At 61.7% G+C, this 22,161-nt stretch carries 19 protein-coding genes and 1 pseudogene; 5 read left to right on the forward strand and 15 right to left on the reverse strand.

Annotation, left to right across the window (positions count from 1 at the left end):
* Positions 1 to 43 precede the first annotated feature (43 nt).
* Positions 44 to 1,108 (reverse strand): helix-turn-helix transcriptional regulator, encoded by a 1,065-nt coding sequence (locus tag ACZ5C7_RS06410; protein WP_464375521.1) that lies wholly within the window; start codon positions 1,106 to 1,108, stop codon positions 44 to 46.
* Positions 1,109 to 1,396: 288 nt separating this feature from the next.
* Positions 1,397 to 2,137, reverse strand: a complete 741-nt coding sequence (locus tag ACZ5C7_RS06415; RefSeq protein WP_464375522.1) for a DUF6517 family protein — start codon at positions 2,135 to 2,137, stop codon at positions 1,397 to 1,399.
* A gap of 421 nt (positions 2,138 to 2,558) precedes the next feature.
* Between ACZ5C7_RS06415 and ACZ5C7_RS06420 the strand changes: the two genes are divergently transcribed.
* Positions 2,559 to 3,269, forward strand: a complete 711-nt coding sequence (locus ACZ5C7_RS06420; RefSeq protein ID WP_464375523.1) for a DUF2270 domain-containing protein — start codon at positions 2,559 to 2,561, stop codon at positions 3,267 to 3,269.
* A 35-nt stretch (positions 3,270 to 3,304) separates the two neighbouring features.
* On the opposite strand, the gene ACZ5C7_RS06425 is transcribed toward ACZ5C7_RS06420, so the two are convergent.
* The 3 genes from ACZ5C7_RS06425 to ACZ5C7_RS06435 all read right to left on the reverse strand — a co-directional run bounded on the left by ACZ5C7_RS06425 (position 3,305) and on the right by ACZ5C7_RS06435 (position 6,413).
* Positions 3,305 to 4,168: a CheF family chemotaxis protein gene (locus ACZ5C7_RS06425; RefSeq protein WP_464375524.1), complete on the reverse strand. Its 864-nt coding sequence runs from the start codon at positions 4,166 to 4,168 to the stop codon at positions 3,305 to 3,307.
* Complete coding sequence (locus tag ACZ5C7_RS06430) at positions 4,165 to 5,427, reverse strand: HEAT repeat domain-containing protein (protein WP_464375525.1); 1,263 nt, start codon at positions 5,425 to 5,427, stop codon at positions 4,165 to 4,167. Before ACZ5C7_RS06430 ends, ACZ5C7_RS06425 begins: the two co-directional genes overlap by 4 nt.
* A gap of 158 nt (positions 5,428 to 5,585) precedes the next feature.
* The gene (locus ACZ5C7_RS06435; protein ID WP_464375526.1) at positions 5,586 to 6,413 is read right to left on the reverse strand and encodes a DUF8159 domain-containing protein; all 828 of its coding nucleotides are present in this window, start codon (positions 6,411 to 6,413) and stop codon (positions 5,586 to 5,588) included.
* Positions 6,414 to 6,555: 142 nt separating this feature from the next.
* Here ACZ5C7_RS06435 and ACZ5C7_RS06440 point away from each other — a divergent pair, with 142 nt between their 5' ends.
* Positions 6,556 to 9,150, forward strand: a complete 2,595-nt coding sequence (locus ACZ5C7_RS06440) for a COG1361 family protein (RefSeq protein ID WP_464375527.1) — start codon at positions 6,556 to 6,558, stop codon at positions 9,148 to 9,150.
* A gap of 305 nt (positions 9,151 to 9,455) precedes the next feature.
* Here ACZ5C7_RS06440 and ACZ5C7_RS06445 read toward each other — a convergent pair.
* From ACZ5C7_RS06445 to ACZ5C7_RS06485, 9 genes and pseudogenes are all read right to left on the reverse strand, one after another.
* Positions 9,456 to 9,794, reverse strand: a pseudogene (locus tag ACZ5C7_RS06445) (desampylase); the annotation flags it as partial.
* 39 nt (positions 9,795 to 9,833) lie between these two features.
* Positions 9,834 to 10,793 carry a cobalamin-binding protein gene (locus ACZ5C7_RS06450; RefSeq protein WP_464375528.1) on the reverse strand — a complete coding sequence of 320 codons (960 nt, stop codon included), beginning with the start codon at positions 10,791 to 10,793 and terminating at the stop codon, positions 9,834 to 9,836.
* 98 nt (positions 10,794 to 10,891) lie between these two features.
* Entirely contained in the window at positions 10,892 to 11,431 is a 540-nt protein-coding gene (locus ACZ5C7_RS06455) for a hypothetical protein (protein ID WP_464375529.1), read from the reverse strand.
* Between the two features lie 108 nt (positions 11,432 to 11,539).
* Positions 11,540 to 12,364, reverse strand: a complete 825-nt coding sequence (locus tag ACZ5C7_RS06460; protein WP_464375530.1) for an SDR family oxidoreductase — start codon at positions 12,362 to 12,364, stop codon at positions 11,540 to 11,542.
* A gap of 60 nt (positions 12,365 to 12,424) precedes the next feature.
* On the reverse strand, positions 12,425 to 13,954 hold the full coding sequence (locus ACZ5C7_RS06465) for a carboxypeptidase M32 (RefSeq protein WP_464375531.1): 1,530 nt from the start codon (positions 13,952 to 13,954) through the stop codon (positions 12,425 to 12,427).
* Between the two features lie 172 nt (positions 13,955 to 14,126).
* Entirely contained in the window at positions 14,127 to 14,924 is a 798-nt protein-coding gene (locus tag ACZ5C7_RS06470) for a sensor domain-containing protein (protein WP_464375532.1), read from the reverse strand.
* 67 nt (positions 14,925 to 14,991) lie between these two features.
* Complete coding sequence (locus ACZ5C7_RS06475) at positions 14,992 to 15,396, reverse strand: hypothetical protein (protein WP_464375533.1); 405 nt, start codon at positions 15,394 to 15,396, stop codon at positions 14,992 to 14,994.
* 94 nt (positions 15,397 to 15,490) lie between these two features.
* Positions 15,491 to 16,735: a M20 family metallopeptidase gene (locus ACZ5C7_RS06480; protein ID WP_464378406.1), complete on the reverse strand. Its 1,245-nt coding sequence runs from the start codon at positions 16,733 to 16,735 to the stop codon at positions 15,491 to 15,493.
* A gap of 116 nt (positions 16,736 to 16,851) precedes the next feature.
* Positions 16,852 to 17,823, reverse strand: coding sequence for a glycerophosphodiester phosphodiesterase (locus ACZ5C7_RS06485; RefSeq protein ID WP_464375534.1), 972 nt, complete (start codon positions 17,821 to 17,823; stop codon positions 16,852 to 16,854).
* Positions 17,824 to 18,051: 228 nt separating this feature from the next.
* On the opposite strand from ACZ5C7_RS06485, the gene ACZ5C7_RS06490 reads away from it, so the two are divergent.
* Both ACZ5C7_RS06490 and ACZ5C7_RS06495 read left to right on the forward strand, forming a co-directional pair.
* Positions 18,052 to 18,285 (forward strand): DUF4177 domain-containing protein, encoded by a 234-nt coding sequence (locus ACZ5C7_RS06490; protein ID WP_464375535.1) that lies wholly within the window; start codon positions 18,052 to 18,054, stop codon positions 18,283 to 18,285.
* Positions 18,278 to 19,288 carry a DUF7972 family membrane protein gene (locus tag ACZ5C7_RS06495; RefSeq protein ID WP_464375536.1) on the forward strand — a complete coding sequence of 337 codons (1,011 nt, stop codon included), beginning with the start codon at positions 18,278 to 18,280 and terminating at the stop codon, positions 19,286 to 19,288. Before ACZ5C7_RS06490 ends, ACZ5C7_RS06495 begins: the two co-directional genes overlap by 8 nt.
* A gap of 34 nt (positions 19,289 to 19,322) precedes the next feature.
* On the opposite strand, the gene ACZ5C7_RS06500 is transcribed toward ACZ5C7_RS06495, so the two are convergent.
* Positions 19,323 to 20,078, reverse strand: coding sequence for an HAD family hydrolase (locus ACZ5C7_RS06500; protein WP_464375537.1), 756 nt, complete (start codon positions 20,076 to 20,078; stop codon positions 19,323 to 19,325).
* A gap of 32 nt (positions 20,079 to 20,110) precedes the next feature.
* Between ACZ5C7_RS06500 and ACZ5C7_RS06505 the strand changes: the two genes are divergently transcribed.
* Positions 20,111 to 22,015, forward strand: coding sequence for an ATPase, T2SS/T4P/T4SS family (locus ACZ5C7_RS06505; protein ID WP_464375538.1), 1,905 nt, complete (start codon positions 20,111 to 20,113; stop codon positions 22,013 to 22,015).
* Positions 22,016 to 22,161: the final 146 nt, after the last annotated feature.

The following is a 22,161-nucleotide window of genomic DNA, read 5'->3' on the forward strand; positions in this document are numbered from 1 at the left end:
GACGATGATCTTCGCCTGATTGTCAATCGGAGACCACAAAACGTCACGTCGATTGGTCGGCTGACGCCTCCTCAGTCTCATCGGGAAGCGAAAGCACGTTCTCACGACCGAGTCGGAACGACTCGAGGTTCTCCTCCTCTCGTAAGCCACTCACGACCTTGCTCGTCTTCGCGTCCGTCCAGTCGAGGGCTTCCACGACCGCTTGTTGTTTCATTCGCCCACCGTTTTCCTCGAGCAAATGCAGGAGTTGCTCCTCGTTACTCATGAGCTCCGGTGGGAGGGGCGACGGTTCGGCACTGGAGTCCGAGCTATCAGACGTCTCATCTGCAGATTCAGCGGGCGAGCTATCGGCAACCGTCCGCTCGGACTCACCCCGACGAGTTCGATACCACCAGCCGATACCGATCACGACCACACCGACGACCCCAGCACCGACTGCGGCGACTACGGTGCTCAGTCCCTCGTCGGCGGACGAGACGACGAGACTCGGCTCGTCGGAGATGAAGTCGGTTTCGCCCCCGTACCAAAGCGCCGCTTGGTGGCGCTGATCGTCAGGGTCAGGGGAAATCGACTCGAGGTCGTGTCCCTCGGGCCATTCGATCAACAACCGCGTTCCGTCGTCGATATTGATTCCGTCGATCGCATCACCGACGTGCACCCTATCGTCTTCGACGCCGGCGAAGCCCGTCCACTGGAACGAGTAGCTGATGACGCCGTACTCGCGTGCGAACGATTGGCGGTCAGTCTCGACCTGAAAGTCGTTCGCTGACATCTCCCGGTCCGTTGTCACGCTCGCCCCGTCGACCGTGGTCTCGATCCGATCCGCGAACTCCTGTGTGTGGGTGGCTGGGTCCTCGTCGATATCGTCCTCGAGCGATTCGAACGCATCGATCGTCTCGGCATCGTCGAGGTGAACCCAGAGTTCGATCGTCCACGCAGCCGATCCGTCGGATTCGACCGCGATGTTCATTCGAACTTCGTCTGTGTCGATGTCCTCGGGTTGTGAGACTAGTGGATCCGATTGGGCGGCGTCTGCAGTCACGGTCGGTCCACCCACCACGGCCGCACCCATCACGAGAAAAACGATTATCCCGACGCGAACGTCCATACGACCACTGTGTGAAGAGCTTCGTATAAAATATTCGAAAGACATGAATGTTCAGCCGAATAGGGCCATAAGCCCTATAAGTAAGAATATAGTCCATTTGAGATAATTGGCAGTCTAAAACATCAACATAGGACAATATATAACGTTCTCTGAGGCGGCTCCGAAACCCTTCCTCACCGAGTTCCCCAACTCAAACCTCAATCGCGACGAAAAACCGGTGACGTTTCCGTAGACAACAGGAAGCGCCCAGAGAATCGCAGAGCCGTATCGCTCGGGACGGTAACGGTCTCAGAGGTCGACGGAGTCATCATCTACCATATCGTCCTCCTGGCTGTCGCCATTCGATTCGTCGCCCGACTCGGTAGGAGATGCTCCGCCGTCAGCCTCATCGAACTCTTCGATGACACGTTCCATAAGCGTGAGCACGTTCTCTTCCTCTTCTATCCGCACCGGCTCCGGATAGACACCGATAGTCACGAGGTGGTCGTCATTGCTCTCGATCGCTTCGGTCACGTGAAGATAGACGTCGACGTCCTGCCCGTCAAATCGCGCGTCGGCACTGAATCGCGACTGAACCGTCTCCTGATCGAGAATAATGACATCATCGTCTTCCTCGCGTGAGATGTTACTGATGTCATCGTAGTTGTCTTCGACGAGTTCGACTAACTCTTGGGCATCCATCTCCTCAACGGGGTTGAACTCTCGACCGAAGACGCTCACCTGTGGCGTCGTAAGCACGAGAAAGACGGCACCGCGCCGATCGCCGAGCGGTCCCATATCGACCGATTTTTCGTACTCGGTTAGCTGATTGGTGACGGACACGCTCTCTTCGTAGAGCACTAAATCAACCTCCTCTTCGACGACTATCTCCTCAATGCCGACGCTTTCGTACTCCGTCTCCTCAAGCACGCTTTGTTCGACACCGCCTGGTTCCGAGGAATGCTCGTCGAGTCCAGTAAGGCCCAGGCAGCCTGCAAAACCCGTGAAACTTACCGTCCCAGCGCTGGCGAGAAGGAGTCTCCGATTCATTGTAGGGAAGAATCTCTCTTTCGTTTATTTGAGTTTATCGGCTTCTAGAAGAACGTGTAATCGTGTATAACAGTACTTCAGAGGATACGAGCAACCTGAAGAACGAGACGGTCCCAGAAACCTATTTCTCGAAAGCAGGGAAGACCACTAGGCACCGTCTCTCACCTTCACGTTGAAATAGAAGTATCGTGGGCCACTAACGAACCGTTCCTTTGACTGAAAACAAGGAGTGTGCCTGTGAAAAGCCGTTCGCTGAAAACGAAGGGTGACCTTCGATACGCCGCACTCATCGGCCCGTAGATCGGCGAACGCCACTCTCTCGAGATGACTATCACCTACGGAGTGTCTCCGAAGAGCAGACAGTTCCGACTTCTCACAATTCCGCTACGGGATTTTAGCCGTCCGTCTCGAATCAGCCTACATGCCCGACGACGATCATCGCACCGACGAGCCCCTCGAACGCGAAGACGAGGAGATCGCCGCCGAAATCGCCGGTGACGCGGAATCGCTCCTCGACGCCCTCCCACACTACTACCGAGGCGAAGTGGCCCACGCGACGACCGCCCAGGATCGGATCGACCAGACGACGAACTGGGCGATTACGGTTCTGGCGGCGCTACTTTCGGTCGTCTTCTCGAGCCCGGATATGCCCGCGTACCTGCTTCTGGTCGGCATCGTTATCCTCTCGATTTTCCTCTCGTTCGAAGTTCGGCGGTATCGGTTCTACGACGTCTACCGATCTCGAGTGCGCTTCTTCCAGGAAAACGTCTTCGCGAACGCCCTCGATCCGACCGGCGTCGAACATCCCCGGTGGCGCGAGGAACTGGGTGACGATCTGCGCTCCCCAACGTTCAAAGTCAGCGCGCTCGAGGCGCTGTCCCGACGCGTGCGGCGCATTTACGCGCTCCTGTTCGGGGTTCTCGGCGTCGCGTGGGTCGCGAAAGTGACGCTGTTCACCCCGGAAGCCCAGTGGACGGAAGCGGCCGAGTTGCCGGGCATTCCGGGAACTGCGGTCGCCGGGTTACTCGGACTCTTTTATCTCGGTCTCGTCGTGCTCGCGAAGTGGCCGGGCGCCCGAGAGGCCAAAGGCGAGATACACGGGACCGAACCCGGCGAGTGGAAAGAAGAGTGACCGAGAACAGCTCGAGTCGGAAGGCAACCCGCGCGCTACTTGTTGTTCATCGACTCGCTCGCGATGTTTCGCCCGCGGGGTTTCAACGCGACCTCCCGGCGGACGCGGACTTCCTCTAACACGTCGAGTTCGATCATGCGTTCGTACATCTCCTCGACGTTGTCGGTGTCGATATCGAGGAACTCCGGCACCTCGAACGGCGAGACGCCCGAGTAGATCGCCATCAGCACCTCCTGTTCCTGACTCGAGAGGTCGATCTGGGAGGCGTTTTTCTCGGCCCCGCGGTCGAGGACGGATTTGAGCATCGCGCAGTTCTGGCCGCCGCCCGAGAGGTACGTCTGGACGCTCGTTCCCTCCTCGGTGTGTTCGGCCTCGATAACCGGCCGCTCCTGGCCTCGAACCCCGCGTTCGTCGTTCTCGACCGTGCCGACGTCGTCCACTTCGATCTGGACGAAGTTGCCGTTCTCGACGGCGAAGTTCGCGACGCCCTCGTTGATCTTAACGCGGGCTTTCTTCCACGAGGAGTCCTGAACCACTCCGCCTTTCACCGCGGGATGTTTCACCAGCACGATTTCGCCGTCCAGAATCGCTTTCTGGATCTGCAGTTCGAACGCCTCGACCTCGCCCATCGAGACCAGGAACACGTTCTGACCGGCGTTGATGCTGATGTAATCCGAAACTTTCGCGATCGTCTGGTTGACGTCGTACCGGCCGCGGATCGACTGAATTTGTCCGAGCGGCATCGTCTGTTTCCCGCTGTTGCTCGCGATCACCAGTCGCTTGTTCGAGAGGACGATCCGTCCGTTCGACCAGTCGGTATCGGAGAGCTTTCGGCCGTCTTTGACGACCTGGGTGAACTGGCCCGTCACGTCGGCGAGTTTCGTCTCGGATTTGCTCATGCGAAGTCACCGGTCGGTGCGCCAACACCGCCGAGTTTCGAGAGCGCGGAGAAGCCGCGCTTGCGCAGTCGGTCGTTCTCTACTCGATCGACGAACCCCGAAAGTCGCTCGCGCGACGGATCCCCGCCGATTTTCCCGAGGACGAACAACGCTCTGACGCGAGTTTCCACGTCGACGTGGCCGTTCTCGACGAGGTCGAGCAGACGCGTTTCTAACTCGTTCCCGTCGAGCATCGAGAGACTCGTCGCGGCGAACTTCGAGGTCATCGTATCCTCGTCGCCAAGCGTCTCGATCAACGCGTTCTGGGCCTCGCTCCGGTGTTCGGTATCCGCAACCCGACCGAGCAACCAGGCCGCGTTCCGGCGCTGGGCGGTCTCGGTACTCTGCTCTAAGATGTCGACCAGCGGTTGGACCGATTCGCTCGCGTTGGCCTGCTCTAACTCGCCGACGATCTTTTCGCGAACCTGGTGGCTCGCGTCCGCCGGGGCTTCCGAGAGCAACTGCACCAACGAGAACATCGCCGTCCGGCGGACCGTCTCGGAGTCGTCGCGCAACGCCTCCGCGAGGAGACCGACCGCCTCGACGCTTCCGAGTCGCCCCAGCGCGTCGACGGCGATCCGTCGCAAAGTCTCGTCCTCCGCATCGGCAACGCTCGAGAGTTCGCGGATCGCGTTGTCGGTCCCGATATCCGCGAGCGCGTAGGCGGCCTCGACGCGAACGTCGTACTGATCCTCGTGGAGGAGCTGTGAGAGGCCGGGAACGCTTTCGGCTGCTCCGATGCGACCGCAGGCTCGAGCGACGCGTTTTCGCACGCTGGGATCGGGGTCGTTCAACTGGTTGACCAGCGGCCTCACGACGTTGTCCTCGCCGATTCGGCCGAGGCCGGTCGCCGCGGCCATCCGCAGTTCCGGTCGGTCGGCGTCCAGGCTCTGTGCGAGCGCCTGGGCCTTTTTCCACTCCGCAACGTCCTCGAGTTTCTGGCCGATAATCTCCCCGATAAGTTGCTCTAGAGCCTCCTGTCCGTACTGGTCGAGGGCGTCGATCGCGGCGGCGCGTGCGGCTTGGCTCTCGTCGTCGTTCGCCGCCGCCACCAGCGCGTCGACGATATCCTGTCTCGGAAACCGACTGTCGGCTTCCTCGGATTCGAGACTACCGAGTATCTCCGCCGTTCGGCTCCGTACCTTGGGATTCGAGCTCGTCTCGAGATGCTCGACGAGTTTCTCGAATTCCGCGTTCCGCTCGAGTTCGAATAGCGTCATTGTTGCGTTTTCACCTTCCTCGAGGGGAATGTCCCACCAGCCGATGCATGGCCAACTATCTCCCCCACCTGTACTTACTGTTTCCGTTGATTTTCAACGCACTTGGAATGGTAGTATTCCCAATGGAACGGCGAACCGCCCGAACACAGCTCGAAACGTCATTCTGCATCGGTTTCGTTCCCTTCCGAATCTGTCGTCGAATCGCTTCCGTCGTCGGATTCGTTCTCGTCAGTAGACTCGTCGTCTCCGGTTTCGGTACCGTCGCTCGATTCGCTTTCGCTGTCGGTCGACTCGTTTCCACCGTCGGAAAGGTCGCCGACGTCGTCTTCCGAGAGATCGCTCTCGTTTAGCGAATCGTCGTCACCGATTTCACCAGCATCGCCGTAATCTCTGGTTTGCATAATCGTCTGGAACAGCGCCTCCCAGGAGATTTCCTCGGCGAGATACTGGTCGGCCCACTCCGTCTGGATTCCCCACCCGTCGGCCTGCCCGTCGAAGCCGCCTCGGACTTCCGTGAACAGGTTCTCGATATCGGAGCCGTGTTCGATGAGGCCGTCGGTGTACACCTGCGTGATGATGACGATTTCGTCGTTCGATTCGATCTCTTCGTCCGCTGTCGACTCGTAGAACAGGTGTAAATCGTTCTCCGCCTGATCGTAATAGAGCTCGTCGACGGTGATACCGTTGGTCTCGAGCCAGTAGTGAAACTCCTCCGGAGTCCCGTCCGGATTGTCACCGGGATCCGTCGGTTCGACCAGTTCCTGCCCGTCGCCCTCGAGGCCGGGAACGGAGCTCAGACAGCCGGCAATCGCACCCAGCGACAGCGTTCCGGCGGCCGCAAACGCTTCTCGACGGCTGAGCGTTCGATCCGATCGAGCCGTGCGTTTCGACTGCGTCGCTCGCGTTGCTCGTGACGATCCGGAATCGAATTCCAACTCGAGATCGTCGTCAGCGTCCCTGCTGGGAGAGCCGGCTTCCCGTGACATCTATACGTCAGCGTAGCACCAACTACGTGAAAAGCGCGTTGGCCGTCCGAGCCCAAAACATCAGTTAGTATATAATAATCGCCCAGAGAGTATTTCAATACCCCATCCAAACAGTTTGAAACATACGATTGGTGTCGTTTGGATGAAAACGAATCCGCTCTCGCACTCGCTAGTCAGTTTCGGTAGGTATACCTCTCTCTTTGCACGCGTCCGATCAACACGACCGAATCGAGACGTACTTCGAAACGGTCTCGCTCGAGGAACTCGATCTGCGCTCGCGGCACTTGCCGCGTTCGCGGTCGGTTTCGCACTCCTCGGACTCGTGTTGGGTGCGGGTTCCGGGGTCGCGGCCGGGTCTTCGGATGCCGCCGCCAGCGACCTCGAGTCGTTTGCCGACGGGAACGGAACTCAAATAGAGGTGCTCCTCGCTGAAGAACCGTTCGACGATTCGGACTACGACGACCACAACGTCGTCGTTACATTCGATGGAGATATCGTCAGTGGGGAATATGCCGATGCCGACGAAACACCGATAGATCCCACGGTAACAGTCGAAGGACAACCCGTCGTGGTTGCTTCCGGAACCCCTGTCGTACTAGACGATGGAGACAGTACACCTGTCACCGTTGGCGACGATGTTGAGACCGAGGTTACCGAAGACGGATCGATCGAAACGACGGATGGGGACGGTGATAAGCTATACGTTGACGAGGATGACGGAATCGTCAAGGCTGATAGAGAAGATGGGGCAGAACAGGCCGAAGTTAGCGGAACGGAAGTCGAGTACGAACACTACGAGGAGAGCACGTTCGTAGCCGAATTCCACGGAGGCGACGAAACCTCTGAGGGCGAACAACTCTCGATCACTGTTGACGTGACTAACAAAGGGTTCAACGGAGTAGAAACTGAAGCGAACCTCTACGGTGTCGATACCAGCGGAAGCTATGACGATGTCTCGATGGGAGGAGCGGGGATCATCAACGTTAGCGGTGGCAGCCAACCAGACCTAGAACCCTTCGACTACGACCTCGAGGAAGGCGACCATCAGATTGACGAACTACGATTCGAGATCGGCTCCGAGCAGTTCACGGAGTCGATCAACGTCACCGAGGCCGAAATCGCGATCACGAATTTCGAGACGAACGAACCGGTTGCGGGCGAAGATCTCGTGGTCGAGGCCGAGTTCGAGCGCTTCGGCGAACTGGACCTGGGCTATCGGGAGGCGACGTTCTCGGTCGACGGCGAGGAGCAAGAATCGACGGCCCTGAATCTCGCCCCCACCGAAACGACGAGCGAGGAGTTCGTCTACGAGACGAGCAGCGACGACGGCTCGGAACTCGACATCGAAGTCGAAGTTCCGGGCGACTCGAACTCGGAACAAGCCGACGTTCGCGTCGTCTCACGGGGAGACCACAACGAGAGCATGTCCGCGAACATCACCAACGAGCCGGCCGCCAACCTCTCCGAAGAACTCGAGGTCGAGACGAAAATCGACTACGACGGGGACGTTCCGGGCGGGGAAACCGACGTTCCGACGACGTTCCTCGTCGACGGTTCGGTCGCGAACGAAACGAACGTGACGGTCGAGGACGGCTCGCCGACGGACGTAACGTTCGCGACGGAACTCGACGAGGACACCGTTCCGGTGACGAGCGTAACTGTCGAAACGCCCGGCCGGAGTGACACTGTCAACTTCGCTCGAGCGGTTACGACCGATGTCAGCGTTAACGATCCGTTCGCGTCGAACGAATCCCTCGAGGCGGTAGTCGAGATCGAAAACGACGGCGACACGCCGGAGGTGGTGAACGTCACGGTGTCCGTCGACGATCCGGCCAGCGTGGAATCCGACGGAACCGAATCCCGGGAACTATCGGTGAACGCATCCGAAACGATCGAGGCGGAATTTACCTTCGAGCCGACCGATCACGCATCCTCCCAGATCGAAGTGACGGCGGAGGCGGGCGATTCGTCCGATACGGCGACGACGAATCGGCCGGTGTTCGAGGTCGAAGCCGTCGAACTCGAGGGAGCGGACGACGCCGGTTCGGGACTCACCATGAGCGGAAACGTAACGAACACGGGCGAGATTTCGGACACCCAGACCATCCAGTTCATGCTAGACGGCGAACTGGTCACCGAGGAGAACGTAACGCTCGATGCCGGCGACTCGGAAACGGTCTCGGCCGATATCGAGCCGCCCGAGGAAGACGGTGAGTACGGGTTCGGAATGACGGCGAACAACGAAACTGCGACCGCGGGCGAGTCCGCCGAAGGGAGCACACAAATCGACGTCTCCGGAACGTCGCTCCTCGATCGACTCTCCTCGCTGGCTCTCCCGCTCTTGTTGGTTGGCCTCCTGCTCGTCGGCGTGGTCGCCCTCAAATACCGCGACGATCCACAGGCGTTCAAACGCCGCATCGCGACGGCGCAATCGACCGTCCAGAGCGCCGTTCAGGGGGTCGTCGGTGGCGGCGGGTCGGTCATCGTCGAGAACGGACTGCCGCGGGACTCGACGGTCCGGATACAGGTAAAGGACGCCAACGGCGTCGTGTTCCAGGAGGACCTCCAGCTCGCGAACGGCGAACAGCGGGAGTTCCCGTCGCTTCCCGACGGCGGTCAGTTCGAGGTCGGCGTCGGCGTCGACGATGTCGCCTCGCACTCGGAGGTCTTCCAGGGGCCGACCGACAGCGTGGGAGTCGTGCTCCAACCGGACGGCATTACGATCGCGGAACTTTGAGATCGGGACGAACCCGACCGAAACAACGCAAATCCTACGAAATCTTACTCGAGGACGATCCGTTCGCGCTCGAAGTATCCCTCGTCGTCAGGTCTGTCTTTCTCGTCGCCGGATCTGTTTTCCTCACCGGATCTGTCTTTATCATCGGGGTCGGTCGCTCCACCATCGGCACCGTCGCGCCATCGCCAGGAACCGAGCCGCGCTCGCCGGAGGTTCTCAGCGCTCGGGTCGCCCTCACTGTTCGAATCGTCGTCCCCGCTCGAGTCGTCTCCGTTCGAGTCCCCGCCCTCGTCGCCCGAACCGTCCGCCTCGAGCGAGACGATGAGATACGACCGATCGGGCCAGGTCGCCAACTCCCTGTCCGTGTCGCTCGGCTCAAGCGGCCCCCGCGGGTGGGAGTGATAGAACCCGACGATTTCCTCGCCTCGCGCCTCGAGTCGATCGAAAATCTCGAGTTGTTCTTCAGGATCGAGTCGGTACCGTGTTCGGGTGTTCCGGGCGGCGTTTTCGGCCGGGTAGTGAGAGCAAACGCGGCGGGAATCGGCGTCGAACGACCCGCCCAGAACGCCACAGATTTCATTCGGCGCGCCGGCTCGAGCGGCCGCCAGAATTTGCTCGCGGACGTCGGCTGGGAGTTCGATCATTTGTCTCGAAGAAAGCCGATTTGATTCATGAGTAACGGCTTACGCCGGGACTTCCTCGAGGCGCTCGAGCGGGAGCGCAACTGATTCCTCGGGAGCACCCTCGAACAGGTCCGGCGAAATAATCGGGGCGAGCGCCTCGAGCGTGTCGACGAGCCGCGGGCCGGGTCGATTGAGATAGTGGTTGCCGTCCATCGCCCAGACACGTCCCGCTTCGACGGCCGAAAGCTCGTCCCATCCCTCGAGTCCGGTTAGGTCCTCGAGGTTCGCGGCCGTCTGCTCGAGGTCGAATCCGCAGGGTGCGGCGACGATAACTTCGGGATCGTACGCGCGGATCTCCTCCCACTCGCGGGGTCTCGAGCGCTCGCCGGGATCGGCCAGTCCGTAGGAGCCCCCGGCCCACTCGACGAGTTCCGCCGTCCAGTGGCCCGCGATCATGACGGGGTCTGTCCAGTCGAAGATGGCGACGCGTGGACGCGAAGCCGCGTCGTCGGATCCGTCGCTAGGATCGTCGGGTTCGTCCCTCGCTCGCGACCGAACCGCGTCGATGCGCTCTTTGAGGTCGTCGACCACGTGACTCGCTCGCGTCGGATGCCCCGTCGCCTCGCCGACGCGCTCGATATCACCCAGTACGTCGCCGACGGTGTGGGAGTCGGTCGTCAGGATCTCCGCCTCGGCGGAGATGTGCTCGATGGCCTCCTCGATCACCACCTCGTCGACCGCACAGACGTCGCAGATCCCCTGCGTGAGAACGAGATCGGGGTCGAGTTCCGCGAGCGTTTCGAGGTCGACGTCGTAAACCCCGTCGCCGTCCGCAACCGACTCGAGCACCTGTCGGTCAATCTCGGAACTCGCGGCGTCGGGGTCGACGCTCGAGGCCGTAATCGACGGCAGTGATCGGACTGACGGCGGGTAATCGCACTCGTGGGAGACCCCCGCGGGCTCGAGATCGAGCGCGGTGACGATCTCGGTCGCCGACGGAAGGGTCGTGACGATTCGCATAGCTGGCTAGTCGGACTGGAGGATTAAAAACAGGGTCGCTCGAGACGGCTTCGGGCGCAATCGGCCACTACCAAACAGCGTCGGTCCTCGAGAGCAGTCTACCGCTTACCGGGCTCTTCGTCGGTGTCGAACTCGCGGGACTCCTCGTCGATGTCGAATTCGTTGGCCTCCTCGTCGATGTCGAATTCGTTGTCCTCCTCATCGATATCGAATTCGTCGGTCTCGAGTTCGTCGCCGTCGACGTCGACGGTTCCGTCTTCGATTTCGATGACGACGCCGTCCGTGGACGGGTCCTCGCGTCCGAAGACGCGCTTGGCCGCGGCCTCGGTTTCCGCGTTTACTTCCCAGGCGAATCGGAGGACGGTCTCGAAGTCGGTGCCGGCGGCGCGCCCGGCATGGTCGTCCGCGAGTTCAGCGAGACTCTGTGCACCCTCCGGGTGGAGATACTGGATGGGGTGGTCGTTCGGGACCTCCTGCAGGTCGACATCGAACGACCACAGGTACGGCAGCAACTGGACGGCGTATCCGTGCGGTTTCGGCGCTTTCCGCCCGGCCGCTGTGAGCGCGACCGTCGCAGCCGTGTTCTCGGCGCTCGTGTCGTAGTAGACCCCCTTGAATCCCGGAATTGGTACTTTCATGGAACGATCATAGATGGCTCCGTTCGAGAGTCTGTACCCGGCACAGCCAACCCCGTTTTGTCGGGGGTCGTACGGCGAAACTCGAGGCAGTCGACTCGAGCGATCGGCTCAAAACCCGCTGAATTTGTCCCGGCGAAAGAGGTCGAGTTCGCTCACGCTCGAGGATTCTCGCGTCGCCGCAAAGGCGATCGCCTCGGCGATTTCCGCCGGCTCGGTCGCTTCCTCAGGATCGAACCGCTCGGCGAAGGTGTCGCCGTCGGTCGTTTCGAACTCCGAGCGGACTTCGGAGGGGTTGACGATCGTAACGCCGATATCGTCGTCGCCGACCTGCGCGGCGACGCTTTTGGCGAAGCCGCGAACCCACCACTTCGTCGCCGCGTAGACGGGGTTAAACGGTCGCGGGTACTGTCCCGCGAAGCTCCCGACGAAGATCAGGTGGCCGTCGCGCTCTCGGACGTGGGGGATCGCCGCCCGCGTCGCGTAGAAGACGCCGTCGACGTTGGTCTCCTGCATGGTTTCGAACGCCTCGGTCTCGAGGTCTTCGACGGCGCTTCCTCGAGCCAGACCCGCGTTGTTCACCAACACGTCGATCCCGCCGAAGCGGTCGACGGTCTTCGAGATGAGCGAATCGACCTGGGACTCCTCGCGGACGTTCGTCGGCACGACGAGCGTCTCGACGCCGAAATCGGCCTCGAGTTCGCCCGCTAGCTCCTCGAGTACGTCCTCGCTCCGGGAGGCGAGGACGACGTTCGCCCCTTCGGCCGCGAGCGCTCGAGCCGTTGCGGCTCCGATTCCCGAACTGGCACCGGTGACGATCGTCGTCTGTCCCTCGAGCCGGCCAGCGGGGCGGTCTGTTGTCGGCGCAGTATCGGCGTTCGTCTCGGGCTCCTCCGAGTCCGCCGTCGGCTCTTGTGCGTGTCGCTCGTCGGACATAGGTGTGTTCTCGAGACGAAACGGGTTGTAGCTTGTCCCGAAATAGTCCGCAAGCCAGCGCTACTCGAGCTCGTACAGTTCGCCGTACTTCGAATCGACGTACTCGAGGAAGTGGTCCGCGCTGAAGGACTCGCCCGTCGCCTCCTCGATCAGATCGGGCGTGGTGTAGCGTTTGCCGTGGGCGTGGACGTTCTCGCGGAGCCAGCCGTTGAGATCGTCAAACTCGCCGTCACGAATGCGGTCGTCGAGTGCTCCCAGGTCGTCCTCGGCGGCCGCGTAGAGCTGCGCCGCGAGCACCGAACCCAGCGAGTACGTCGGGAAATAGCCGAACGAGCCGTGGCTCCAGTGAATGTCCTGCAGACAGCCCTCGGCGTCGGTCTCGGGACGCACGCCGAGGTACTCCTCGTACTTGTCGTTCCAGACCTCGGGGACGTCGGAAACGTCGAGGTCGCCCGAGATGAGCGCGCGTTCGATCTCGAATCGGATCACGATGTGGAGGTGGTAGGTCAGCTCGTCCGCCTCGACGCGGATCAGGTTGTCGTCATATACCTGGTTCGCGGCCTCGTAGGCCTCCCGTGGGGAGACGTCCTCGAGTTCGGGGAACCGCTCTCGAGCCGTCGGGAGGAAGTGCTCCCAGAACGGCCGGGAGCGCCCGACGTGGTTCTCCCAGAGCCGCGACTGGGATTCGTGGACCGAGAGGTCTCGCGACTCACCGAGCGGAGTTCCGTACTTCTCGTCGGGGAGCCCGATAGTGTAGTTCGCGTGGCCGAACTCGTGGATGACCGAGGTGATCGAGCCGAGCAGGTCTTCCTCGTCGAACCGGGTCGTCACGCGGGCGTCGAACTGAGTTCCCGAAGAAAAGGGGTGCGGCGCCGTATCGAGGCGGCCGCGACTCCAGTCGTAGCCCAGCGCGTCGAGGACGTCTCGAGCGAGTGCCTCCTGATCGTCGTCGTCGAACTGCCCGGAGAAGGCGTCGGTCGCGAGGGCAGCGTCGCTGTCGTCGATCGCTTCGATCAGCGGGACGAGTTCGTCCCGCAGCCGCTCGAGGATTTCCTCTGCGGTCTCGAGGTCGAGGTACGGCTCGTACTCCGCGAACAGAACCGCGTAGGGGTCCGCGTCGGGATCGATATGCTCGGCGTACTCGCGTTTGAGCTCGACGAGTGTCTCCAGAGTCGGCGCGAACTGCTCGAAGTCGTCCTCCTCGCGGGCCTCCATCCACGTCGGGTGCGCGTTGGAGGTCGTCTCCGAAATCTCTTCGACGAGCTCCTGCGGAACGCTCGTCGCCCGGTCATATGTCCGCCGAACCTCGCGGACGACCGCTCGCTGTTCGTCCGTGAGGTCGTCGCTCGAGGCTTCTAACTCCTCGAGAAGGTCGCCGGTTTCATCGGCGGTCAGCAGTTCGTGGCTGAGCGAGGAAAGCGTCGAAAGCTGTTTCGCTCGCGCCGGCGTCCCCGCTTCGGGCATGATGACTTCCTGATCCCAGCGCAAGATACCCGCGGCGTTGCCGACGTTCGAAATCCGTTCGACGCGTTCCTCGAGGCGGTCGTAGGCCTCGGCCGCGTCGGTCGTCTGTGTCTGATCCGTTGCCATTGAATTACAGTACTCGAGCCGGACCCATCAACGTCCGGGTTCCGGTGAGCGAAAACGGGAGTCGGCGGTCGGATCGATCGTCCGGTTGGTCGCCGTTCGCACCGTCCTCTTCGGGTCGTTCGGCCGGGCGGTCGGTGTTGACTCCGCGGTCGGCTTCGGTCCGTCGACCGTTTCAGTCGTCGGTTCGTCGGATCGCTCGGCCGTCGGGTCCGTCCGTCTCAGTCGTCGGTTCGTCGGGGGTCTTTGTGGTCCACTCGTCGGGCATCTCGAACCTCGGTTCGTCGGTCGTCTCTTCAGGCGAGCCATCGGATCCGTCCGGTTCGCCGAGTAGTGCCGCTGCCATCCACCCACAGACGGTCGCGAACGCGTTAGTCGCGTGGAGGGCGACGATTGCAAGGAATATTCCGACCGGAACCGCCACCATCGCCTCCGGGAGCGTCTCGATCGTCCAGGCGATGGGTTGGGAGTTGATCGTGACGAGTTCCGCCTCGTAGGGATAGTGAAGCGGTGCGGTGAGCAACGAGAGCGTACTAAAGAACAGGAAGACCAGAACGAATCCGAGCAGTCCGACCCACAACTTCAACGCGAGAAAGCTCAGTCCTCGCCAGGTCGAGGGAGCCTCGAGATACGCTTGGGTCGTGACGTAGAGACCGTCTTCCGGGGACGAACGAACGTCGTCGGCGCTTTTGATCTCGAGCGCAAGTAGGGCGTTCGCGAGCCATCGTTCGAATCGCGTGAGAAATCGGGCACCGAAGACGGTCCCGAGCAGGATTCCGATGCCGACGAGCAAGATAGAGAGGATCGTACCGAATGCCAGCCCAAACATCAGTCCCATGCTGTAGGCAAAGCCCAGCGGGAATGCTACCAACAAATAGAGCAAATTCTTGTACGTCTGTCCGTCGGTGACTACGCCGAACGCATCTCTCACCGAATAGCCGCTGGCGTGTCCCGACGACTCTGTGGAACTCATTAAGAAGGGTGTCGACACGCGGATACGAAAAAGGGCGTCGGCAATTCCAGAAGGAGAAACAGCCGTCTCAGTCGTCGATATCGTGCTGATAGATCGCCAGATAGATCGATACGATCGCACAGACGATTCCGCCCGCAAAGAGCAACGAATACGGCGATTCGTCGGGCGTGAGCCACGCGTCGGTCACCGTTAGCCCGATGAAACCGATCGGAAGCAGGACGAACGCCCCGTTTCGCAGCGCCATCGCGATCCGCCAGGCCCACCCTCTCGAGCGTGAAGAGTCCCCGGATTCGCCCGTCTCAGTGCCTTCGGCGTCGTCTTTCGCGTCGGGTGAGTCGTCCGTTTCGGACGAGATATCCGGGTCGAACCCATTCCGGCCTGACAGCTCAGAGCCGTCTCGAGCCCGCGGTTCGTTCCGAGCCGATCGTTCGCGCCGGTCGGTTTGCTCCAGGTCGTTGCCTCCGGGATCCATTAATCGAACTGACAGTCCGGAGGCTCGTAAGTCCACCGCCGGCAGAGTCGCGGGTCGAAGAGCGCACTCCCGCGATGAACGGCCGAATTCGGCCTCAAATCCACCGTTCTGCGGTTCGTCGATAGGTCTCGAGGCAGCGCTCGAGGACCGAAATCGAGACGCTTTCGGTCTTCGTGTGCGCCTCGCCGGGTTCGGAGGGGCCACAGATCACACACTCTGTGCCAGCCTGAGAGAGCCACCCCGCGTCCGTCGCGTGGGGTTTCGTCACGAGTTCCGGGACGGACGATTGGGACCGATCCGCGGCCTCGAGAACGGCCTCCGCGAAAGCGTAATCGTCGCACTGCATCGGCGGCAGGTCCTGGTCGATGGTCCACTCGACCCCCTCGAGTTCGGTCGCGGCCTCGAGGGATGCCCGTTCGCCCGGAACCGTCCGCTCGTCGATCGTGATCGAACACTCCTCGGGAACGACGTTCCACGCCGAACCGCCGTCGATTTCGGTGACGACGAGACTTCCCGCGAGTCGGTCCCCGGCGACCTCGAGGGTCGGGACCTCGAGTTCCCGAACCAGATCGACGGCCTCGGCGGCGCGGTAGATCGCGTTCTCCCCGGCCTCGGGTTCGCTCGCGTGTGCGGCGGCTCCGCGGGCGGTGATCGTGCTCGCGCGCCGACCCTTGTGGGCGACGGCGACGTCCGTCACGTTCGGTCCGGAGTAGTTCGTCGACCCCTCGCCGACGACTGCGTAGTCAGGAGCGAATCCGTTCTCGATGGCGTGGCGAGCGCCCGTGCCGCCGATCTCCTCGCCGACAAAACTCGCGAAGACGAGTTCGCTAGGACGAGCGTCGGCGTCAGCGTGGGCGCTCGAGTCCGGGTCGGCACTCGAGTCGAAGTCACTGCCCGAATCGGAGTCGGCACTCGAGCCGAAATTGTCGCCGGGGGCGGACTCGAGGTCACAATCCCGGAACGCGATCGCCGCGGCGGCCACGGCTCCTTTCATGTCCGCGGCTCCGCGGCCGTAGATTCTGCCGTCGCGTTCCTCGACGACGTACTCGCCGTCTGCGACCTGGGACTCGTCCGGCGGAACGACATCGTGGTGGCCGACGAACGCGAGCGTCCTCGTCGATGACGGAGTGTCACCGTCGTCCGACGTTCCCGAGTCGATCGGGCCCGCTTCGCCGAGATTGGGAGCGCACTTTCGCGCGATGACGTTTCCTATCTCGTCTCGGGCGACCGCGGCGTCAGTTTCGGTCCGAAGCCACTCCTCGAGAAAATCGCCCGCCGCAGTCTCGTCCTCGTGGCTCGGGATGGAGACCAGTTTTCGCGTGAGATCGACGACAGTCATACCGAGCAGTTCGGCCTCGAGCGTGTTCATCCCACCGGAACCGACGTCGGAGCGAAACCGCGTCGAGGGTTCGTAACCGCCACCGCCATCCGTCGGTGGCGAGACCTCGACAACCGTCAGTACTGCTCGAGCGCGCCCCAGCGGACGATCTCGGAGTAGTCGAGGATGAGTCCGTCGACGCCCGCCTCGAGGAGTCGTTCTGCCTCGTACCACGTGTTGATCGTCCACACGTTGACCGGCAGGTCCCGTTCGTGTGCTTCGGCGATGAGATCGATCGATTCGTACGCGCCGTCGTCGAAGAACGGAGTTCTACAGATCATGTCAAGCGGCGGGTTGATCGCATCGGCGTCGTACTCGTCTGTTACCGCGATCCCCTCCTCGATCGAGGCCGAGAGGAGGTAAGCGACCGGAACGTCGGGAGCGATCTCCGTCAGAGTTGCGAGAGCGCCCTCCCAGAACGTCGAGAACAGGAGTTCGTTCTCGTAGTCGGTCGCGATCTCGACGACCGTCTCGAGCCACTCCCACTCCTCCCGTTCGGTCGCCGGGTCCTCGACTCGACCGAACTGGACGTCCGGAGACCCCTCCTTTACGTCGATGTTGACCCCCGTTTCGGCCGGAATGGCGTCCATGGCTTCGTCCAGTGACGGAACGGTTTGGCCGCTCTCGAGGACCTCCGCCTCGAACACCGTTTCGGCGGGCGTCTCGTAGACCGCGCCCTCGATATCGGTCAGGTCGTCCAATTCGGCGTCGTGAAACACGGCGATGTCGCCCTCGAGCGTCGGATAGACGTCGAGTTCGACCCAGTCCGCCCGTCGCCGATTAGCGGCATCGGCGGTTCCGCCCTGGGTTGCGAGTTCGAACGCCCCGATCGTGTTTTCGGGGTAGGTGTCGGCGAATCCACGGTGAGCGATGACCGTCCCGCGGTCGTCGCGAGCGTTCGAATCATCGCCCCTGTCGGCGTTCTGGTTTCGGGTCTCGTCAGTTCTCGCCACGACGTCGGTCGACGATCCGACCGCGCCGCCCGTTATCGCCGTGCCCGTTCCGATCACGAATCGCCGCCGGTTCAGCATACTTGTCGTGTCTCGCATGACAGTTGAATACTGGTGGGACCTCGATTGATCCTTTATAATTTTGATAAATATAGGGTCGTATATAGCGAATGTGATATAGAGACGACAGTGCCGAAACGATACACGGGGAGACGAAATGAGAAATAACGAGTTGCACCGCAGCGACGAAGCAGGACGGTGGTTCCGTCCCGGACGAACGACGCATACAGGGCCAATCGTTTTCCGTGATTTCGTGGTAGAGCGCCCATGACATCGGATGCCGAGGCGATATGGGAGTACGAGACGGCTAGGCCCCCTCGAGAGGCCACGAGAGAGGAAGCCGACGATCCGGAAAACCTGTTGAACGAGTACGGAAGCGACGGCTGGGAGTTCGTCGACACGATCGAGTACAGCGGCGGCGGAACGAAGTTCCTCGTGTTCAAGCGTCCCGTTCGCGGCGACGGCGACGGAAAGCGACTGACGGAAAACGACAATGAGTGACGATCAGGTCAGTACGCAGGACACGATGCGGGAACGAGCCGATGAAAGCCGGCTCAAGCTCTGGTTGCTCGTCGGCGCGAACCGACTGCTCGTCACCGCCGTCCTCTCTGCCACCTTCTTCGTGCTGTTCATGCTCGGTGCCCTCGCCGACCCGACGCTCTCGGATCTGCTCGAGGATCGCGGCGTCATCGAGTCGCTGTTTTCCTCGATGGTCAGCGCGCTCATCACCGGCGTCACCCTGGTCGTCACCATCAGCCAGTTGATCGTCTCCCAGGAAAACGGGCCGCTCGGCGAACAACGAACCCGAATGAGCGAGACGATGGACTTTCGAGACTACGTCAAGGAACTCGTCGGGAAACCCGCGCCCGCGGATCCGTCGACCTTTCTCCGAGAGATCGTCGGCGCGACCCAGACTCGCGCCGAAGACGTCCGAGAGCGCGTGCAATCGACGAACGATCCGGAGCTTCAGGACGAAGTCGACGAACTGGTCGACAGCATCATCGGCAACTCCGAAACCGTTCAGGAGAAACTCGACGGCGCCCAGTTCGGCACCTTCGACGTCGTCTACGCGTCGATGGACTACAACTACGCCTGGAAGATCTTCCAGATCGAGCGGATCGAAGACGACTACGAGGACGTCCTCGAGGACGAACACTTCGACGCGTTCGACGAACTCCGAACGTCGCTGGTCATGTTCGCTCCCGCCAGAGAACACATCAAGACGTTGTACTTCCAATGGGAGCTCATCGACCTCTCGAGGCTGATCCTCTACGCCGCGATTCCGGCGTTGCTCGTCTCGGGGATGATGCTGACCTTCGTCGACGCCTCGACGCTCCCCGGAACGACCCTCGGTGCGGAGAACGTCCTCTGGGCCGTCGGCATCGCCTTCACGTTCACGCTGATTCCGTTCCTGATGTTGACCGCGTACGTGCTTCGAATCGCGACGGCCGCGAAACGAACGCTCGCGATCGGCGCGTTGATCCTGCGAGATTCACAGCGCTGAGGAATTCCGGGACCGTTAGCTCTGCACGAAGCTGCTAATTCCATCCGAAAACCTCGGGAAGCTCCCCGAACCCGTCTTCCTCGTATCGGTGGGCCGCCCATCCAGCCTGCGCCGCGCCCTCGATATCGCCGTCTGCGTCCCCGATCATCGCGTACTCGTCGGCCGGGAGGCGTCGCTCGGCGAGCGAGAACGGTTCCGGGTCGGGTTTGTGCGCACCCGCGTCGTAGGACGAGACGATCGCATCGAAATGCGCGTCGAGGTCGTGCGCCTCGAGTTTGTGCAACTGCCACGACCGAACCCCGTTCGTCAGCACGCCCAAGTTATGCTCCTCCCCCAGCGCCTCGAGGTGGGCGTGGACGCGTTCGGGCGGTTGGCAAGCCTCGACTTCGCGCTCGCGGAGTTCCTCGAGAAGTTCGTCGGGGTTCTCGCCGACGGTCGCGAACGCGTTTCGGGACGGATCGGGCTCGCACGCGGAGAATACGTCGTAGAACGTCTCGTCGTAGGCCTCGAGCCACTCGTCCCGAACTTCTCCTTCGACCGCCCGGAACGTTTCGGCCAGCAGGTCGTCGTACGCTCGAGTGAAGTGCAAGAGCGTTCCGTCCACGTCGAAGTAGATCGCTTTCATGTCGTGGATAACTCCTTCTACCGGATTCGTATAGTATCCATTGACGATCCTGTTTCGACCGACGCGTTCGACGACTCTCCATCGGACCGCCTCCAGCGACCAGCGGTAGAAACGACCCCAAAACAGCGCTCGAGCCCACCAGAACCCATCCCGCTCGTTGAACACCCTTATTGGCGTCGGCCACCGTAGATCGACACATGAACGTCGTGCCGGACACGAGCGTGGTCATCGACGGCCGCGTCTCGAAGACGATCGAAGACGGGCAGTTCGAGGGAGCGACGATTTCGGTACCCGAAGCCGTCGTCGCAGAACTCGAGGCGCAGGCTAACGACGGCTACGATAGCGGCTGGGACGGCCTCTCGGAGCTCAAACGGCTCGCCGACCTGGCTGACGACGGCGTCATCGACGTGGAGTACGTCGGCGAGCGCCCGAACGCCATCGAGCGGGGCCACGCCTCCGAAGGAGAGATAGACGCCCTGATCCGGGATCTGGCCGAGGATCTCGAGGCGACCTTCATCACGAGCGATATCGTGCAAGCCGAAGTCGCCCAGGCGAAAGGTCTCGAGGTCGAGTACCTCTCCCCAAAGGTTCGCGAGGTCGGTACCCTCTCCGTCGAGGATTACTTCGACGAGGAGACCATGAGCGTCCACCTCAAGACGGACACCGTACCGATGGCCAAACGCGGTGCGCTCGGCGAGATGCGCTACGAGGAGATCGCCGACGAACCGCTCGACGAGGAGACGATGGACGAGTACGCCCGCGAAGTCGTCGACGGAGCCAAGGAGTCGAGCGACGGCTTCATCGAACTGAAGGAGTCCGGGATGCAGATCGTCCAGTTCCGTGACTTCCGGATCGCCATCGCCCGACCGCCCTTCGCGGACGGGATCGAGATCACCGCGGTTCGCCCGATCGCCCAGACCGACATCGAGGACTACGAGCACGCCGACGAGTTGAAAGATCGCTTGCTCGAGCGCCAGCGCGGCGTCCTCATCTCCGGCGCGCCCGGGGCGGGCAAGTCCACGTTCGCCCAAGCGGTCGCCCGGTACATCTCGGACAACGACTACTCGGTGAAGACGATGGAAAAGCCCCGAGACCTGCAGGTCGGCCCTGAAATCACCCAGTACACGGAACTCGGCGGCGAGATGGAAAAGACCGCTGACGCCCTGTTGATGGTTCGGCCCGACTACACCATCTACGACGAGGTCCGCAAAACCAACGACTTCGAAGTCTTCGCGGACATGCGACTCGCGGGCGTCGGGATGCTCGGCGTCGTCCACGCCACGCGGCCGATCGACGCCCTCCAGCGGCTCATCGGCCGGGTCGAACTCGGGATGATCCCACAGGTCGTCGACACCGTCGTCTACATCGAGGCCGGGGAGGTCGCGAAGGTCTACGACGTCCAGACGGAGGTCAAGGTCCCCGCGGGACTCACCGAGGAGGACCTCGCACGACCGGTGATTCAGGTCAAGGAGTTCGAAACCGGCGTTCCCGAGTACGAAATCTACACGTTCAACCGCCAGGTCGTCACCGTTCCGCTCGACGGCGACGAGGACGGCGGACCGGGATCCGAATCCGGCGTCGACCGCATCGCCAAACAGGAGATCGAACGGGAGATTCGCTCGATCGCCCACGGCTACGTCGACGTCCAACTCAAGAGCCAGGACCGCGCGGTCGTCTACGTCACCGACGACGACATCTCGAGTGTCATCGGGAAGGGCGGCGGCCGGATCAACGACGTCGAGAACCGACTCGGCATCGACATCGACGTTCGCACCCACGACGAGAATCCCCACTCCGGGGAGGGCGGTACGGGCGGCGGAACGCAACACGCGGGTGGCAACAGTCACGCGGATGGGGGAGCAAGTAGCGGCGGCCAACAGGCCGGGCAGATCGTTCAGCCGGAAATCACCTCGAGGCACATCGTGGTCCCCGTCGACGGCCACCAGAGTGAGACCGTCGAAGTGCAGGCAAACGGCGAGTACCTGTTTACGGCCACGGTGAGCCGCGGCGGCGAAATTCAGGTCTCTCGAGGGAGTGCGATCGCCGACGAGTTAGAGAAGGCGATCGATCAGAAGGATCCGATTACGGTTGTGCCGTCGTAAGTCGTTGTCCCGCGAGTGAGTGGAGCGAACGAGCGGCTTTTTAGCGTAGATTTTTCGAGGAGGGTGACCCCGAAGGGGGAACCCGACGAGAAAAAGGTACGCGTGTGAGATTCAGGTCTCTCGAGGGAGCGCGATCGCCGACGAGT

It is taken from the genome of Halostagnicola alkaliphila (genome assembly GCF_055379965.1).